The 16,620-nt window shown below is 68.9% G+C and carries 17 protein-coding genes and 1 pseudogene; 3 read left to right on the top strand and 15 right to left on the bottom strand.

Annotation, left to right across the window (positions count from 1 at the left end):
- Positions 1-36: 36 nt before the first annotated feature.
- The 7 genes and pseudogenes from EL340_RS13745 to EL340_RS13715 form a co-directional block, all read right to left on the bottom strand.
- A complete protein-coding gene (locus EL340_RS13745; RefSeq protein WP_126415090.1) occupies positions 37-789 on the bottom strand; it encodes a response regulator in 753 nt (250 codons plus the stop codon).
- Complete coding sequence (locus EL340_RS13740) at positions 786-1,925, bottom strand: sensor histidine kinase (RefSeq protein WP_126415089.1); 1,140 nt, start codon at positions 1,923-1,925, stop codon at positions 786-788. Before EL340_RS13740 ends, EL340_RS13745 begins: the two co-directional genes overlap by 4 nt.
- Complete coding sequence (locus tag EL340_RS13735; RefSeq protein WP_232023106.1) at positions 1,922-2,827, bottom strand: ABC transporter permease; 906 nt, start codon at positions 2,825-2,827, stop codon at positions 1,922-1,924. Before EL340_RS13735 ends, EL340_RS13740 begins: the two co-directional genes overlap by 4 nt.
- 118 nt (positions 2,828-2,945) lie before the next feature.
- Positions 2,946-3,821, bottom strand: a complete 876-nt coding sequence (locus EL340_RS13730) for an ABC transporter ATP-binding protein (protein ID WP_126415088.1) — start codon at positions 3,819-3,821, stop codon at positions 2,946-2,948.
- 262 nt (positions 3,822-4,083) lie between these two features.
- Entirely contained in the window at positions 4,084-4,443 is a 360-nt protein-coding gene (locus EL340_RS13725) for a hypothetical protein (RefSeq protein ID WP_126415087.1), read from the bottom strand.
- A 21-nt stretch (positions 4,444-4,464) separates the two neighbouring features.
- Positions 4,465-4,653, bottom strand: a pseudogene (locus EL340_RS13720) (hypothetical protein); the annotation flags it as partial.
- 15 nt (positions 4,654-4,668) lie between these two features.
- Positions 4,669-5,733: an IS630 family transposase gene (locus tag EL340_RS13715; protein ID WP_126413152.1), complete on the bottom strand. Its 1,065-nt coding sequence runs from the start codon at positions 5,731-5,733 to the stop codon at positions 4,669-4,671.
- A gap of 606 nt (positions 5,734-6,339) precedes the next feature.
- Here EL340_RS13715 and EL340_RS13710 point away from each other — a divergent pair.
- Positions 6,340-7,404, top strand: a complete 1,065-nt coding sequence (locus EL340_RS13710) for an IS630 family transposase (RefSeq protein ID WP_126413152.1) — start codon at positions 6,340-6,342, stop codon at positions 7,402-7,404.
- A 55-nt stretch (positions 7,405-7,459) separates the two neighbouring features.
- Here EL340_RS13710 and EL340_RS13705 read toward each other — a convergent pair whose 3' ends face one another.
- Positions 7,460-8,377, bottom strand: coding sequence for a LysR family transcriptional regulator (locus EL340_RS13705; protein WP_126415086.1), 918 nt, complete (start codon positions 8,375-8,377; stop codon positions 7,460-7,462).
- 82 nt (positions 8,378-8,459) lie between these two features.
- Between EL340_RS13705 and EL340_RS13700 the strand changes: the two genes are divergently transcribed.
- Positions 8,460-9,479, top strand: a complete 1,020-nt coding sequence (locus EL340_RS13700) for a threonine ammonia-lyase (RefSeq protein WP_126415085.1) — start codon at positions 8,460-8,462, stop codon at positions 9,477-9,479.
- A gap of 253 nt (positions 9,480-9,732) precedes the next feature.
- Here EL340_RS13700 and EL340_RS13695 read toward each other — a convergent pair whose 3' ends face one another.
- From EL340_RS13695 to EL340_RS13670, 6 genes are all read right to left on the bottom strand, one after another.
- A complete protein-coding gene (locus EL340_RS13695; protein WP_126415084.1) occupies positions 9,733-10,221 on the bottom strand; it encodes a DUF3995 domain-containing protein in 489 nt (162 codons plus the stop codon).
- An 85-nt stretch (positions 10,222-10,306) separates the two neighbouring features.
- Complete coding sequence (gene dtd, locus EL340_RS13690) at positions 10,307-10,735, bottom strand: D-aminoacyl-tRNA deacylase (protein ID WP_126415083.1); 429 nt, start codon at positions 10,733-10,735, stop codon at positions 10,307-10,309.
- Positions 10,735-11,136, bottom strand: a complete 402-nt coding sequence (locus EL340_RS13685) for a DUF2516 family protein (protein WP_126415082.1) — start codon at positions 11,134-11,136, stop codon at positions 10,735-10,737. Before EL340_RS13685 ends, dtd begins: the two co-directional genes overlap by 1 nt.
- A 190-nt stretch (positions 11,137-11,326) precedes the next feature.
- Positions 11,327-12,604 carry a CAF17-like 4Fe-4S cluster assembly/insertion protein YgfZ gene (gene ygfZ / locus EL340_RS13680; protein ID WP_126415081.1) on the bottom strand — a complete coding sequence of 426 codons (1,278 nt, stop codon included), beginning with the start codon at positions 12,602-12,604 and terminating at the stop codon, positions 11,327-11,329.
- Positions 12,604-13,389, bottom strand: coding sequence for a heme-binding beta-barrel domain-containing protein (locus tag EL340_RS13675; RefSeq protein WP_126415080.1), 786 nt, complete (start codon positions 13,387-13,389; stop codon positions 12,604-12,606). The genes ygfZ and EL340_RS13675 overlap by 1 nt, the downstream gene beginning before the upstream one ends.
- 103 nt (positions 13,390-13,492) lie before the next feature.
- The gene (locus EL340_RS13670) at positions 13,493-14,617 is read right to left on the bottom strand and encodes a hypothetical protein (RefSeq protein ID WP_126415079.1); all 1,125 of its coding nucleotides are present in this window, start codon (positions 14,615-14,617) and stop codon (positions 13,493-13,495) included.
- 173 nt (positions 14,618-14,790) lie between these two features.
- Between EL340_RS13670 and EL340_RS13665 the strand changes: the two genes are divergently transcribed.
- Positions 14,791-15,462 carry a winged helix-turn-helix domain-containing protein gene (locus tag EL340_RS13665; protein ID WP_126415078.1) on the top strand — a complete coding sequence of 224 codons (672 nt, stop codon included), beginning with the start codon at positions 14,791-14,793 and terminating at the stop codon, positions 15,460-15,462.
- Positions 15,463-15,787: 325 nt separating this feature from the next.
- Here the strand turns inward: EL340_RS13665 and pstB are convergent, their stop codons facing one another.
- Complete coding sequence (gene pstB, locus EL340_RS13660; RefSeq protein WP_126415077.1) at positions 15,788-16,567, bottom strand: phosphate ABC transporter ATP-binding protein PstB; 780 nt, start codon at positions 16,565-16,567, stop codon at positions 15,788-15,790.
- Positions 16,568-16,620 lie beyond the last annotated feature (53 nt).

Genomic DNA, 16,620 nt, shown 5'->3' with positions numbered 1-16,620 from the left:
CCGAGGCGAGGCGCGCGGGGCAGGACGAGCCGGGATTCAGCCCAGGTCGAGCAGGCCGCGGCGCAGGGCCTCGGTGACGGCGGCCGTGCGCGAGTCGACGCCGAGCTTGGAGTAGGCGCGCAGCAGGTGGGTCTTGACGGTGGCCTCGGTGATGTAGAGCTCGGCCCCGATCTGGCTGTTGGACAGTCCGCGAGAGGCCGCCTGGAGGACCTGCCTCTCGCGCGGTGACAGGGTCACCGGTGCCTCAGCCCGGCGTGAGGAGCCGGGCGCGCCGGGTGCGGCGCCTCGCGCCACACCGACGAGCCGGGTGGTGATGGCCGGGCTCAGCACGCTGCGGCCCACGGCGGCGGAGAGCACGGCCGCGATGATGTCCTCGCGCGGGGAGTCCTTGAGGAGGTAGCCGATGGCCCCGGCCTCGACGGCGCGCAGGATGTCCCCGTCGGTGTCGTAGGTCGTCAGGACCACGACCCGGGGCGCGGCGGGGCGCGCGGAGATCCGGCGGGTGGCCTCGACGCCGTCGAGACCGGGCATGCGCAGGTCCATGAGGACGACGTCGGGGGCCAGCTCGGCGGTCAGGGCGATGGCCTCGGCGCCGTCGGCGGCCTGACCGACCACCTGGAGATCCGTCTCGCCGGTGAGCATGCCGACGATCCCGGAGCGCACCACCGGGTGGTCGTCGACCACCAGGAGGCGGACCCGGCGGCCGCTCGAGCCGGGTGGCGGGCACGGGCCGGCGGAGCCGTCCGGGGATCCCGGGGTGCTCGCTGAGGTGGGGCCGACGTCGTTCACAAGGGCATTCTGGCCTCGACGACGGTTCCGACACGCCCGTGCTCATCGGGCTCCTGAAGCGGGTCGACGGTCAGCGTCCCACCGAGGGTCTCCACGCGTGCCCGCATCCCGGTCAGCCCCGTTCCCTCCGGCGCCCCTCCCGCACCGACGCCGTCGTCGGCGACGGTGACGATCAGCTCTCCGGTCTCGGAAGGGGAGACGGCGACGTCGACGTGCTGCGCCTGGGCGTGACGCGCGACGTTGCTCAGAGACTCCTGGACGATGCGCAGGACCGCGACCTGGAACGCGGAGGACATCTGGGCCGGCAGCTCGGCAACGAGGGAGATGTCCACACCGTGGTGCTCCTGGGCCCGGGCGAGGCGCCGTAGCGCGGCCTCCAGGCCGTCGTCGCGCAGGGCGCTGGGGCTCTCGCCGGCCACCAGGGCCCGGGCCTCGGCCAGGTTGTCGCGGGCCACGGCCTCGATCTCGGCGAGCAGCCCGTACAGGGCTCGCGCCTCATGGGGATCACCGTTCGGGTGCTCGACGAGATCATTGAGCGCCGTCTGGGCGAGGTTGATCACGGAGATGAACCCCTGCGCCAGGGTGTCGTGGACCTCGTGGGACCAGCGCTCGTGCTCGGCGGCGATGCCCGCGGCGCGCTCGGCGGCGACGAGCTCGCTCTGCGTGCGGGCCAGGGCGGTGAGTGCCTCCTCCTTGTCGGCCAGGGCGTGGATGGCCTCGAAGCGGACGATGTGGACCCAGGTGCCCCAGGTGCCCGTCACCAGGACGACGACGACCATGATGAGGGGGTTGATCCACCAGGACTCGTCGCCGTCGCCTCGGAGGTAACCTGCGGCGGCGAATCCCGCCGCGAAGACGAGGTGCGCCACGACGGCGGCCCACCACCTGGTGTAGACCCACCAGAGCATCGGCAGCACGATGAAGAATCCCGGCATCGCCAGGTCGGTGTAGTGCACCGCCACGAGGTTGGCGACCGCCAGCGTCCAGGTCAGGAGGCACCAGACCCACCGGGGCAGGCCCGCCCGGTCGAGCGGCGGGTACACGCCCGTGGGGCTGTCCGTGCCCTCACAGGCCAGGCGCAGCTTTCCGCACAGGTCACGGGGCCAGGACACGAGATCCTGCGTCTCCCGGGTCATCTGTCCACTGTATCGCGGCGGGTGATGACGACGGCGGCCACGACGCCGCCCACGAGCCAGGCGGTGACGACAGCCAGTCCCTTGCCGGTCTCCCAGGTCCCGGCGGGTTCGGCAACGGCGGCGGTGGCGGGCAGGAAGGCCTCGCGCATGAGCTCGGCCGACCAGCGCACCGGCAGGACCGAGAAGCCGTGGACCATCCAGGTCGGCAGCTGGGACAGGGGCAGGAAGAGACCGGAGACGAACTGGAGGATGATGATGACCGGCGTGAGGACCCCGGAGGCGGCGCGCGAGGAGGGACAGCAGCGGCCGACGGCCAGGCCCAGGGCGGTGCAGGCCCCGATCGTGAGCACGAGGGTCAGGGCGGCCAGGGCCCAGGAAGCCGCAGCGGCGGGCAGGCTCAGTCCCAGGGCCAGGCGGCCGACGCCGATAAGGACGACGATGTTGAGCACCGACAGGGCGACATTGGCCAGGCACTTGGCGGCCACATAGGCCCAGGCGGGGACGGGCAGGACGGCCAGGCGCCTGAGCTCACCGGACTCCCGTTCGGCTGCCACGGAGATCGCCAGGATCTGCATGCAGGTCATGAGCACGCCCATGGTGATCATGGCCGGCAGCATGTACTCGCCGTAGGTGATGCCGCCGCTCATCTCACCGGGGAAGACGGCGTTGAACAGGATGAGCATGAACAGGGGGTAGAGGAGACCCATGACGAAGGCCATGGGCTCGCGTACGAAGCTGACCAGACTCGCCCAGGTGAGGGTCAGGACGGCGGCCGATGCGCTGCCGGGTCGCTGGGCCGCGGGCCTGGGGACGGAGGAGAGGTCCAGCGTGGGTACCGGGTCGGGGCCGGCGGCGTCCGGCTCGGGCTGAGGCAGGGCACTGGGGTCGAGAACGGTCGCCATGGGGGCTCCTCACACTGACGGACGGGAGACGGAGACAACGAAACGAGGGGACTGGAATGACGGAGGAGGACGGGGACGCCGGCGCGCTGGGGAGGGGAACGGAGGGCGCGCCGGCGGGTCAGGGGGCAGGCTGCTGTGAATGGTGCCGGGAGACGAGCTCGAGGTAGTGGTCCTCGAGGTTCGGGGTGTGAACCTGGAGGCCGGGAACCTCGCCGTCGGGTCCGGTGAGACGGTCCAAGAGGCTGCGGACGACGGCGGTGGGTGTGGTGGTGACCTCGCTGCGCTCGACGCCGTCCTCGATCCAGCTGACGGTGCGCCGGCTTCCGGCCTGGCGGGCGAGGGCCTCGGGGGTGTCGTGCTCGACGACGCGGCCGCCCAGGATGATGGCGACCTCGTCGGCCAGGTGGGCGGCCTCGTCGAGGTAGTGGGTGGTCAGCAGGACGGTGGTGCCGCCGGCGCGCAGGCCGCCCACGAGGTCCCAGAAGACGTGGCGGGCCTGGGGGTCGAAGCCGGTGGTGGGCTCGTCGAGGAAGAGCAGCTCGGGGCGGCCGATGATGGCCAGAGCGACGTCGAGGCGGCGGCGACGGCCCCCGGACAGGCGGGCGGCGCGGGTGCGGGCGTCGTCGGTCAGGCCCACGCGGTCGATGGTCTCGGCGACGTCGGCGGGGTGGGAGTAGAAGCGGGCGATGTGGCTGACGGCCTCGGTGACGGTGAGGTCCTTGAGGTCGGTGGAGGTCTGGGAGACGACGCCGATGCGGGCGCGCCAGGCGCGCGAGGCTCGAGCGGGATCCTCCCCCAGGACGGTGATGGTTCCGCCGCCGCGGCGGCGCAGGCCCTGGAGGATCTCGACGACGGTGGTCTTGCCGGCGCCGTTGGGACCCAGGAGGGACAGGACGGTGCCGGCCGGGACGGCGAGGTCCAGGTTCTCCAGGACTCGTTTGTTCCCGTAGGTCTTGGTCAGGCCGCTGATCTGGACGGCGGGGAGCTGCGACATACCCCCAGTGTGTGACCCGGGTCGCGGGGTCGGTAGCGACCGGTCGGGCCACGGTGGTGTCCACCGTTCGGTGGACGGCTACCTTTAGAATTCACAAGACCGCCCGCCCACCTGTGATACACCTCCAGATTTCAGACACACCCCCATACCTCAAATCAAAGATCCGCACGCCATACCATAGATGCCCCCCAACTTACTTACCAAATCTAATAAAGCTCACCGCAATTCGTTAAAATTTACACACCTTCCCACATTTCTTAAATTATACACCCTTCTGCATCCTTTCCAGCGAAAAACTCAAAGCAATTTGATCCATCTCACCATCAATAAGTGGCACTGGACAGTCATCCAGGTCGGGGCAGACGATGCAGATTATAAGCAAAAGCACAGCTTTCGCCTTCAATAAACTACCACCCTCGATGAGGCCAAATGATTTTCTTACCACACCTTCAGTCACCTGCTTAATAAGAGTGAAGTTTTCATTTTCGTTTAACTTACTTTTAATCTCGTTCAGCAATTCATCAGCAGACGTCTCTGAACTTAAATCCAGAACGCTATATAGTTCGTAGAATAGTTCACATAGCTCATGTCCATACATTATGTTGGACATTATGTTGGTCACTTTAACTCGATATGGCGGTCTTTAATCAAGCTTTTCTTGGGTTGGTGTGATGGGTAGGTGCTCGAAGTCGTAGTCGAAGGTGCGGCTGGTGATGTAGCTGGTGAATGCGGTGTAGGTTTCCTCGGGGTTGTCTCGTTGTATGTTTGAGATGTTCTTCTTGGCGGTGTTCCAGACGTGCTCTATTGGGTTGTGGTCGGGCGCGTAAGGAGGTAGGTATGGCGGTCTTTAATCAAGCTTTTCTTGGGTTGGTGTGATGGGTAGGTGCTCGAAGTCGTAGTCGAAGGTGCGGCTGGTGATGTAGCTGGTGAATGCGGTGTAGGTTTCCTCGGGGTTGTCTCGTTGTATGTTTGAGATGTTCTTCTTGGCGGTGTTCCAGACGTGCTCTATTGGGTTGTGGTCGGGCGCGTAAGGAGGTAGGTAGATCGGCCTGACGCGCTCCAGGGCCTGGCCGGGCTCATACAGGTCAGTGACCGCCTTGGCGTGGTGGAAGCCGGCGTTGTCAAGAACAACAGCGATCTTGTCGTTTGCCGTCTCGCGTACCAGACGGGCCAGGGCCAGGGTGACCTGCTCGGCGTTCTGGTTGCCCTCGATGGGGTAGACGCGCACCTGCTTGCTGGTCAGGCTCAGGGCGCCGAAGAAAGACTGGGCCGAGCGTTCTCGGTCGACATAGATCTTGGTCCGACGGCCGGTGGGCAGCCACATACGCCGGGTGACGGCCTCGTGCTCGACGCGCACCTCGTCGACGGTGTAGACCTCCCAGCCCCGGGCCAGCAGGTCGGCGACCTCCTGACGGACCTGGTCCATTCGCTCGGTGACGGCGGCCTCGTCGCGGCGCTTGTCGAAGGGGTCGGGCAGCTTGAAGCTCATCCCCACGAAGCGCAGGAGCAGCTGGTAGGAGGAGTCTGAGGCGTACTCCACGCCGAACTTGATCCGCACCACGTCACGCAGGGCCGGTACGTCCCAGAAGTCCGCCCTGATCCCGCTCTGGGCCGGTGGCCTACTCAGGATCCGCTTGAGCTGCTCCTTGTGGGCGCGGGTGAGCTTGGCGGCGTTCTCGTTGCCGGCGTGCCCAGTGACAACCGAGTGCAACCTGGAGCACCGCCAGCGGCGCAGCCAGTTGCTCACCGTCCTGCGGCTGCGGCCGACCATCTCAGCGATAACACCCGTGCCGACACCACGAGAGGCATACAAAATGGCCTCAGCCTTTAAACGCACCAGGACGAACGAGTCACCGCGTTTCTTCCACGCCAGAAGAACATCCCGCTCCTCCGCAGTCACATCAACAACCACACACACATTCTATATCGATACCCCCAAAACCACCCGACAACACAACCCCAGAAGGAAACTTTGTTTAATGCCGGCCATAAACTTCTATTAAGTTTACAACCCTTATCAAATCACAACAAGGGAGAAGTTCAACCTTATCCGCAAGTTTTTTTGGAAACCCCCCGCTCTTTGGACTTCCATTGGACCGCAAGCCTCGAGAACTTGAACGGCCTCGGGGAGTGACTCCTGCATATAGCCCCTGAGAGGCTGACACGCCAGTCCCGCACTTGGGGCATCTTTCTTTGGCATCCGGCGAACGATGCCCTCGAACTGGAGCGGTACATTCTCTGTTCATACTACGAGCATACACGTATATTCTCAGATGCTGTCAACCACCCCCCACGTAGTGCAGTTTTCTAATTTCAATAAAACTGAAGCCTCTACCAAAAAGAGGGCATCCTTACACATTAACACAGCCGATCATCAGAAGGGAGTCCCTAACCTAGAAAGCCAGATGGGAGCACTATGCAGCAATACACGCCTACATCTATGGCCGGCATTAAACAAAGTTTCCTTCTGGGGTTGTGTTGTCGGGTGGTTTTGGGGGTATCGATATAGAATGTGTGTGTGGTTGTTGATGTGACTGCGGAGGAGCGGGATGTTCTTCTGGCGTGGAAGAAACGCGGTGACTCGTTCGTCCTGGTGCGTTTAAAGGCTGAGGCCATTTTGTATGCCTCTCGTGGTGTCGGCACGGGTGTTATCGCTGAGATGGTCGGCCGCAGCCGCAGGACGGTGAGCAACTGGCTGCGCCGCTGGCGGTGCTCCAGGTTGCACTCGGTTGTCACTGGGCACGCCGGCAACGAGAACGCCGCCAAGCTCACCCGCGCCCACAAGGAGCAGCTCAAGCGGATCCTGAGTAGGCCACCGGCCCAGAGCGGGATCAGGGCGGACTTCTGGGACGTACCGGCCCTGCGTGACGTGGTGCGGATCAAGTTCGGCGTGGAGTACGCCTCAGACTCCTCCTACCAGCTGCTCCTGCGCTTCGTGGGGATGAGCTTCAAGCTGCCCGACCCCTTCGACAAGCGCCGCGACGAGGCCGCCGTCACCGAGCGAATGGACCAGGTCCGTCAGGAGGTCGCCGACCTGCTGGCCCGGGGCTGGGAGGTCTACACCGTCGACGAGGTGCGCGTCGAGCACGAGGCCGTCACCCGGCGTATGTGGCTGCCCACCGGCCGTCGGACCAAGATCTATGTCGACCGAGAACGCTCGGCCCAGTCTTTCTTCGGCGCCCTGAGCCTGACCAGCAAGCAGGTGCGCGTCTACCCCATCGAGGGCAACCAGAACGCCGAGCAGGTCACCCTGGCCCTGGCCCGTCTGGTACGCGAGACGGCAAACGACAAGATCGCTGTTGTTCTTGACAACGCCGGCTTCCACCACGCCAAGGCGGTCACTGACCTGTATGAGCCCGGCCAGGCCCTGGAGCGCGTCAGGCCGATCTACCTACCTCCTTACGCGCCCGACCACAACCCAATAGAGCACGTCTGGAACACCGCCAAGAAGAACATCTCAAACATACAACGAGACAACCCCGAGGAAACCTACACCGCATTCACCAGCTACATCACCAGCCGCACCTTCGACTACGACTTCGAGCACCTACCCATCACACCAACCCAAGAAAAGCTTGATTAAAGACCGCCATACCAAGAATTTAGAGCCGCCGGCCGACAAGTCGCCGGTCAGGCACTCATCGGCCAGCGGAATTCGCTCCACCACGCACCGCGGGCCGGCGAAGGCTCGTGCTGCGAGCCGCCGTCCGGCAGGCCTCCACCAGGACGTCGATGGCCAGCGGCCGAGGGCTCTCCGCGCGGGTGACCACCTCGACCCGCCGGTGCTCCTGGGCCAACGGCCGCACCTGAACCCCCTCGTGCCGGTAGGCGCTCAACGCCATGCCGGGCAGCAGCGCCGCCCCCACCCCCGCGGCCACGAGCGCCTGCACGGCCACGTAGTCGTCGGAGGCGTAGGCGGTCTCGGGCGTGAAGTCGTTGGCCCGCCCCACGGCGATGAGCTCCTCGTGGCAGCGCGCGCAGCCGGTGACCCACCGGCACTGGGCGCCGTCGGCGATGCGCGTGATGCCGCCGGGGTGGCTGACCAGGTAGAGGACGTCGTCGAGCAGGTGCGCCGACTGAAGGCCCTCGCCGGCGTCGTCGTCGGTGTAGGAGAAGGACAGGGCCGCGTCCACCCGACCGCGCCGCAGCGCGTCGAGGGCCTCGGGCGGCTCGGCGTCGACCAGCTCGACCTCCAGTCCCGGGTACTGCCGGCCGACGGCGTCGAGCACCCCGGGAACCAGCGAGGCCACCGCCGAGGGGAAGGCCGCCAGCCGCACCCGCCCCGCCTCCGCGTGCGCCATGGAGACCGTCTCCCTCTCAGCGCGATCCAGCAGGTCGAGGACCTCCTGCCCACGGGCCGCCAGCGCCCTCCCCTCCTCGGTGAGCCGCACCCCGCGCCCCGCCCGCGTCAGCAGGACCGCGCCGGTCGCACGGGACAGGGCGGCGAGCTGGTGGGAAACGGTGGACTGGCTGAAGCCCAGGGAATCGGCAGCGGCCGAGACGGTGCCGAGCCGGGAGAGCTCCACGAGGGCCCGCAGCTGCTGAACATCGATCACGCCACCAAGTATGTCTTATATCGATGGGTACTCGTCAAAACATTCATTGGACCGATAGTCCAGTCTTCATCATCATGGAGTCATGACCGCAACCGACACCCTGACCCCCACCCCCTCTTTCAGCCCCGGGACCGGCCTCGACTTCGACGCCGTCCTGCGCACCTACGAGGCCGTCTCGCGCGTCCTTCCCGAGACCCCCGCCTGGTCCTACCCGCTGCTCAACGCCGAGGCCGGGGTCGATGTCGTGGTCAAGCACGAGAACGTCCAGCCCACCGGCGCCTTCAAGGTCCGCGGCGGGGTGGCGCTCATGGCGGCGCTCAGCCCCGAGGAGCGGCGCCGCGGCGTCGTGACCGCCTCCACCGGCAACCACGCCCAGTCCCTGGCCTGGGCCGGTGCGCGCAGCGACGTGCCCGTCACCGTCGTCGTGCCGGCCGGCGCCCCGGCCCGCAAGGTCGCCGCGGTGCGCGCCCTGGGCGCCCGGGTCGTCATCGAGGGCGACACCATGTGCGACTCGCTCGCCCACGCCGAGGCCCTGTCCGTGGCCGAGGGGCTGCGCATGGTCTCCCCCGGCGACGAGCCGGCGATCGTCCTCGGGCACGCCACCGTCTACCTCGAGCTCTTCCGCCGACACCGCGACCTGCGGGCCGTCTACGCCCCGGTCGGATCGGGCTCCGGGGCCGCCGGCGCCTGCCTCGTGCGCGACGTCCTGGCGCCCGGGTGCTGGGTCATCGGCGTCCAGTCCAGCGCCGCCCCGGCCGCGCACCGCGCCTGGAAGTCCGGGAGGCCCGCCACCATCCACAGCCGCACGCGCGTGGCGGGACTGGCCGTCGGGGCGAGCTTCACCCTCACCCAGTCGGTGCTGGGCCGCGGCCTCAACGACTTCATCCTGGTCGACGACGACGACATCCAGCGCGCCGTCGGCCTCATGTCCACCCACGCCCACACCCTGGCCGAGGGCGCCGGCGCCGCCAGCCTGGCCGGACTCATGGCCGACCCCGCCCGCCGCGGCCCCTGCGCCGTCGTGTGCACCGGAGGCAACGCCGACGACGACGAGCTCGCCGCCATCGCCGGCTCCGCCACCGACATGGCCCTCACCTGCTGAGGCAGGCCGCAACCTAACGGGCGGTTTGGGGAACACTCCCCGTTGAGCGGCGACCACCGCCCGGGTGACACTCAAGTGAGGGCCGGGAAGCGCAGTCGGGGGCGCATACCCGGCCCTCTCCCTTGGCTCCGGCGACCGCCCACCGGTCGCCACCGGCCCCGGCAGTGCTCTCGCGGACGCACCGTAAGGCTCGCGGACTGCAGGCACACCCTCCGTCCTGGAGACCTAAGGTGCGTCCGCGCAGCGCCGGACTTCAGATCTCCTGTACCTCGACGGCGCCGGGCCGGCTCCAGCGCAGGTAGGCCACCGTCGCAGACAGAACCAGGATGCCGCCCACCCAGAAGTGCGGCATCCACAGGAGCAGCCGCCACCAGCCGTAGCGCGAGAGCGACTGGCCGGCCAGGAGCCGCAGGACCAAGCCCGCCGAGCCGACCAGGCCATAGGCCATGAGCAGGACCCCCGAGACCCAGCCGAAGGCCAGGCGCATCCAACGCGGCACCCTGATGACGTCCAGGCGCAAGAGGGCGAATCCGTAGACGACGAACCCCAGCTTCACCAGCCCGGAGACGAGCACAACGACGACGAACCAGGTGGGTCGCTCCTGGGCGAGCCGGAGGCCCCCGCCCTGAAGCGCCGTGTCAACCAGCCACGGGGAGCCCAACGCCCAGGACACGCTGACGCAGCCGAAGAAGGCCCACCACAGCATCATGGCGATGACGATCGCCCGCGACCGTCCCGTCATCTCAACGGCCCTGGGTCTACTCGGCCTCGACCAGGATCGTCACCGGACCGTCGGCCACAGCGTCGCATCGTCGGCCTCCTCAGGCCTACTCCGCTTCGACCAGGATCGTCACCGGACCGTCGGCCTCCATGTCAATGAGCATGTGGGCGCCGAACCTTCCGGTGGCCACCTCCAGACCGCGCCCGCGCAGGTCCTCGGCCACGGCCTCCACCAGGGGCTCGGCCACCTCGCCGGGCGCCGCCTTGTTCCAGGTGGGCCGCCGGCCCTTGCGCGTGTCGGCGTACAGGGTGAACTGGGAGACGACGAGCACCGGCGCACCGGCGTCGGACACCGACATCTCATCCTCCATGAGCCGCAGGTCCGCGATCTTGCGGGCCACCGTGGCGACCTGCTTCGGGCCGTCATCGTGGGTGGCCCCCACCAGGACCATGAGGCCGGGCCGGGTGATCTCCCCGACCACCTGGCCGTCAACCCGGACGGCGGCCCGACTAACCCTCTGAATGACCGCGCGCATCAGCGACCAGGGCTCCAGTCGCGCGGGCCCCGGCCGGCGCCACGCCCAGGCCGGCGCTGCGAAGCGCGCCCCGGGATCCGGATCGAGGAGCGCACCCGCACCGGCGCCAGCGCCTGCAGGGCCGGGCGCACATCGACCAGGTAGATTGCGCTGGCCACCACACCCAGCAGACCAAGCATCGAGGCGGCCCCAAGAACACCGACAACCACCGTTCCGACGGCGTTCACCACGTTCCAGAACCGCTTGGTGCTCTTACCGGCTGCGACGTAGTACTCCGCCGGGCGCAACAGCGAGTCGACAAACGCCCAGACCCCCATGACGACGGCGATCACCTGGACTCCGTACCAGGTCCACCTGACCGCCTCGGAGAGAAGAACTGCAACGGTGTATAGGACGCTCACGCCCCCAAGGCTACCGGTCGGTGACCCACGATCCCAGTGATGCGGCCACGCCCAGCGAGAACAGTTGACGCCTCACGCACCGGCCGACGGCGGTTCCCGGCCGCCTCAGGTCGGACGCGTCCCGGATCGTCTCCCCGTGAGGACCGGACCGGTCCCGGGATCCGGAGCCGGCCGCGGGACAGCGGGCCGGTCAGAGCCTCAGGCCCTTACGCAGCTCCGCCCCGGGGCGCTCGGAGGGGCTGGCCTGGGCGCGCCCCTCGGGCGAGACCAGCGGTTCCTGCGCGGCGTCGACCCGTCCGACGACGATCTCCTCACCGGTGGCCTCGTCGACCTCGGCGACCTCCACCGTCAGCTGCTCGCCCGCGGGCACGGCGCGGCGCAGCAGGGCCAGAGCGATGGGGCCGAGCTCGTGGTGTCGGGCCACGGAGGTCACGGCGCCCACGGCCCGCTCCCCCATGCGCACGACCGCCCCCGGCCGCGGCAGGTCACCGCCCAGGCCATCGAGCTGAAGCACCGTGAGGCGGCGCGGCGGGCGGCCCAGGTTGAGGGTGCGCGCGATCGTCTCCTGGCCCGGGTAGCAGCCCTTCGTCAGGTGCACGGCCGTGCGCAGCCAGTCCAGCTCGTGGGGGATGGCGCGGGCGTCGGCCTCGCGGGCCCGGCGGGGGCGGCCCGCCTCGATGCGCAGCGCCTCCCAGGCCAGGGCCCCGGCCAGGCGCCGGTTCGTCCCGGCAGCGAGGAACGTTCTCGCCACGGCGCCCACGCCACTGGTGGGGACCAGGACGAAACCAGCCTGGTAGCCCTCACCGGGATGCGGCCGTTCCAGTCCGACGTCGTAGCTCGTGCCGCCGTCGACGACGCCCGGCCACGGGTCGCGCCACAGGCCGATGAGCGAGCCCTGCGCCTCGGCGCCGGCTGCCTCAGCGGCGTCATCAGTGGCGTCATTGGCCTCGACGGCGTCGCCGGCGTCGGCCTGAGCCCCCGCCGCCGGCGGCTCGGTGTCGCGCGCCGCCTGAGCCAGGGCGTCGAGCCCCTCCCCCAGGGCGCCCAGTGCGGTGACGTCGGCCCGTTGGGCGGCCTCGACGCGCAGCATGAAGCGCATGGAGTCCAGGAAGGCCGCCAGGTCCTCGCCGCTGCCGGCCTCGGTGACGAGCCAGAGCGTGCGGCCGTCGTCGATGGCCGCGAGCGCGTGGGTGATGTGGCCCTGGGCGTCGAGGAGCAGCGTCTCCGCGCCGCCGTCACCCGGTTCCAGAGCGGTGAGGACCTGGCTGGACAGGGTGGTCAGCCAGCTCAGTCGGTCCGGCCCGGTCACGGCGACGACGTCGCGCGCCAGGGCGCAGGCGGCTCGCCCCTCTGCCAGGGCGGCCTGCTCGCGGCCGGGGTCACCGAGGTGGGCGGGGACGGCCTCGTCGGGGTCGCCCGGAGCGGAGGCGACGGCGCCGGGGCGGTTCAGCAGCGGGGAGGGGAGCATCAGGCGGTGGGCTCGGCGTCGTCGGAGGCTGCGGAACCGGAGGCGGGCTCGGAGGACTCCGCGGGCTCGACCGGGTCGAGAGCCGATCCGGGCTGGGCGGCAGGGTCGCCTAAGTCGTCGACGCGGCCGAGCCTCCCGGAGGCGTAGGTGGTCACCTCGGTCTTACCGAAGGCCGCCATGTCCTGGGTCCACATGAGGTCGCCGCCTACGAGCCCGAACATGCGGGTCATCTCCTCCACGGCGACGGCGGTGCGAACCCGGCCCACGGCCTGGGTGCCGACCTGGGCGCGCGGCCCCTGGATCCAGCCCTCCCAGACGGCGACGTGGCCGGCGGGGTCGGCTGAAACGAGCTCGAGCTGGGTGACGGGGATGAGGGGAGCGCCGGCGTTCTCGGAGGGTGTCTCGCCGGCCTCACCGGCGGCATCGGCCTCACCAGTGGCGTCAGCGGTCTCGGCAGTGGAGGCGCCGTCGGGCTGCTCCTGGCCGACGGGCCGCCAGTAGGCGGTCTCGGTGGACCAGATCTGGGCGGGAGCCAGCAGGGAGGCGCCCTGAAGGCCGGGCATCTCGAAGTCGAGGTTCTTGGAGCGGGTGGCGTCGACCGTCCAGATCGTGGTGGTCTGGCGCAGGTAGGGGCCGCCGTCGTGATCGAAGGTGATCTCCTGGTAGACGGCCTGCTCGGGCACGGTCTCGCCGTAGGTGAGGATGCCGTAGCCGCGCCAAGTGCCGACCAGCCAGGCCAACGGGTAGAGCTCGGGGGCCAGGTCGTCAGGAAGCGTGAATGCCATACCCGCAGCCTACGACGTCGGCCCGGCCCGGGACACACGCGCACCGCCGACCGACCAGGCTGCCCGATCAGGTCGCGCGTCCGCGCGCACCGGGAGGTCGCCGTCAGCCGGCGAGGAAGCCGCCCATAAGCCGGGCGATGGCGTAGACCGGCACGCCGACCGACAGGATCGGCACGAGCGCGGAGGCCACCGCCGCCCGTCCCCCGGGCACCCACCGGTGGGTCCACAGGACGCGGTTGCCGGCCGCCATGAGGACCCCGGCCACGAAGCCGACGAACACACAGGCCACGGCGCTTTGCAGAGCCGCCGTCGTGCTGATGTGGGACAGGCCGAAGAAGCCGGCCGCGGCCAGCAGGTAGCCGGCGCCGCCGGCGAGCAGCGCCGGGACCGTGACGGTGAGCACCTCCAGTATGCGGGCGCGCACGTTGAGGACGGTCAGGACCGCTCCGACGAACAGGGCCAGGCAGGTGGGCACGACGACGGCGGGGTCGGCCAGCCCCGGCTCCAGGGCGCACCAGGCCGAGCCGGAGACCACCACGAGGCAGCCCGCGACCGTTGAGGACAGGTCCTCGACCAGGTTGTGCCGGCCGTCGCGCCGCAGCATCTGGCCGACGAAGGCCCCCAGGATCGAGAAGGCCATGACCAGGCCGGCGACCCCCATGTCGTCGAGGAGGTAGACGCTGGTCGCGGCCGCCAGCCCGCTGATCGTCATGACGATCGTGGAGCCCAGGTCGTGCCGAGCGCGCACGAGCGCGGGCCACCCCTGGGCTGCGGCCGGTACCAGGACGGCCACGAGGGCGAGCCTCACCCAGCCGGGCAGCACCGAGCCGACCGCCAACAGCAGCGGCACCAGGCCCGCGAAGGCGAGCCGGGTCCAGGCCGGGTCCACCAGCCCCGGTTCCTTGGGGCGGTTGGAGGCCCGGCGGGTGGCGTAGCCGAGGTCCTCGGCGAGGTCGAGGGTGCTCATCGAGTCGGCTGAGCGCGCCGAGCGGGCTGAGCGGGCCGGGCGCGGAGACGGAGACACTGCCGCACCGGTCGACCTCGCGGAGCCGCCCGCGCCACGTGGGTCGCCCGCGCCGATGACACTGGCCCAGTCCGTTGCGCCGCGGAGGTCCGTAGGCGCCGTCGGGATGGCCGCGCCGTTGGAGTGATCGCGGGAGTCACGGGAGGCTCCGCGGGCGCGTGCAGCCGGCTGGGATCGTCGGTGGTGGGTAGTCACAGCACGCATCGTCCCACACCCGGACGGCCGCGGGCCCCACTCCGCCGTCTCCCGATCCGGTCATTTTCCTCCCTGGGGATTCCGCCCTCGGCCAGGTGTGGTTGACTTGCCCCGACAGTATCGCCGCTGCTCAGCTCGTCTGCGCCGGTGAGTCCCGGTCGAGAGCCCCGGAGGGAGCAGCCATGCGGATCATCATGTTCACTCGTGAGAGTGACGCCACCGATGTCCTGCCCGCAACCTCCTTCCTGGACTCCCAGGTGGAGTGCCTTCCCCCGATCCCCTCCTCCTACGCGAAGGTGGACAGCGCCGACGTCGTCATGATCGACGCGCGCGGAGACCTGACCCGGGCCCGCGCCCTGTGCCAGCTCTTCACCGGCCCCATGGACTGCCCGCCCATCATCCTCATCCTGGAGGAGGGCGGCGCGGCCGCGGTGCAGATCGACTGGGGGGCCGCCGACTTCGTCATGGCCGGCGCCAAGCCCGCCGAGCTGTCGGCCCGGTTGCGGCTCCTGCGCGCGCACGTCCCGGTGGTGGACGAGGTCGACGACGACCGTATCGACGTCGGCGACCTCGTCATCGATGTCACCGCCTACACGGCCCGCCTGCGCGGCTCGATCCTGGACCTGACCTACAAGGAGTTCGAGCTGCTGAAGTTCCTGGCCGCCAACCAGGGGCGGGTGCTCACCCGCGACGCGCTCCTGCACGAGGTGTGGGGCGAGGACTACATCGGCGGCTCGCGCACGGTGGATGTCCACATTCGTCGTCTGCGCGCCAAGCTCGGCACCGAGCACGACCACCTCATCGGCACCGTCCGCAACGTCGGCTACCGCCTGGACGCCCCCGAGGACGCGTAGAGCCAGAGGTCCCGGCCTCCGAGCGGGCCCGGGAGGCGGTGGTCAGAGGCAGGAGCCGCCCCGACCGACTGGTGGACACCGGGGCGGCCGGCTGCCCGGACCTGTAGACTCTTGGGCGGCGTCGGGCCGCGACGGGCCCCGGGCTCCAACTTAAGCCGCCACGAGCGGCATTCGCGCCGACTGGCGCTCTCCGGCCCGACGTCCTTAATTCTCCAATTCTCCGGACACCGAGCCGGGCACTTTTCGCGTAGCCCTACCGAAAAACGGTTGTCCTACGCGAAAAGTGCCCGGCTCGACGGATCCGATCGGTGGCGTACCCGCCGGCTCAGCCGAAGCGGCCCGAGATGTAGTCCTCGGTGGCCTGCTCACTGGGGGCGGAGAAGATCTTGTCGGTGGAGTCGTACTCGACGAGGTGGCCGGGCTTGCCGGTGGCCTCCAGGTTGAAGAAGCCGGTCATGTCACTCACGCGCGAGGCCTGCTGCATGTTGTGGGTGACGATGACGATCGTGTAGTCGGTCTTGAGCTCGGAGATGAGGTCCTCGATCGCCAGCGTGGAGATGGGGTCCAGGGCGGAGCAGGGCTCGTCCATGAGCAGGACGGCGGGCTTGACCGCGATGGCGCGGGCGATGCACAGGCGCTGCTGCTGACCGCCCGAGAGTCCCAGGCCCGGCCGGTCGAGACGGTCCTTGACCTCGTCCCACAGGTTGGCCCCGCGCAGGGAGGCCTCCACCAGGTCGTCGGCGTAGGACTTCTTGATCCGGCGGTTGTTGAGACGCACGCCGGCCAGGACGTTCTCGGCGATCGACATGGTGGGGAACGGGTTGGGCCGCTGGAAGACCATGCCGATGGCGCGGCGCACCTGGACGGCGTCGACGCCGGGGCCGTAGAGGTTGACGCCGTCGACGATGACCTGCCCCTCGACGCGGGCACCGGGGATGGTCTCGTGCATGCGGTTGAGGGTGCGCAGGAAGGTGGACTTCCCACAGCCGGAGGGGCCGATGAGGGCGGTGACGGACTTGGGCTCGATGACGACGTTGACGTCCTTGACGGCCAGGAAGTCGCCGTAGTAGATGTTCTCGCCGATGACGTCGATGCGCTTGGACACGTCGGTTCCTTTACCTGAGGTGGACGGTGGAGGGCTCTGGGGCGCTGGGGGCA

This window comes from Actinomyces viscosus (assembly GCF_900637975.1).
Taxonomy (GTDB): domain Bacteria; phylum Actinomycetota; class Actinomycetes; order Actinomycetales; family Actinomycetaceae; genus Actinomyces; species Actinomyces viscosus.
This window is presented reverse-complemented; position numbering and strand designations above follow the sequence as displayed.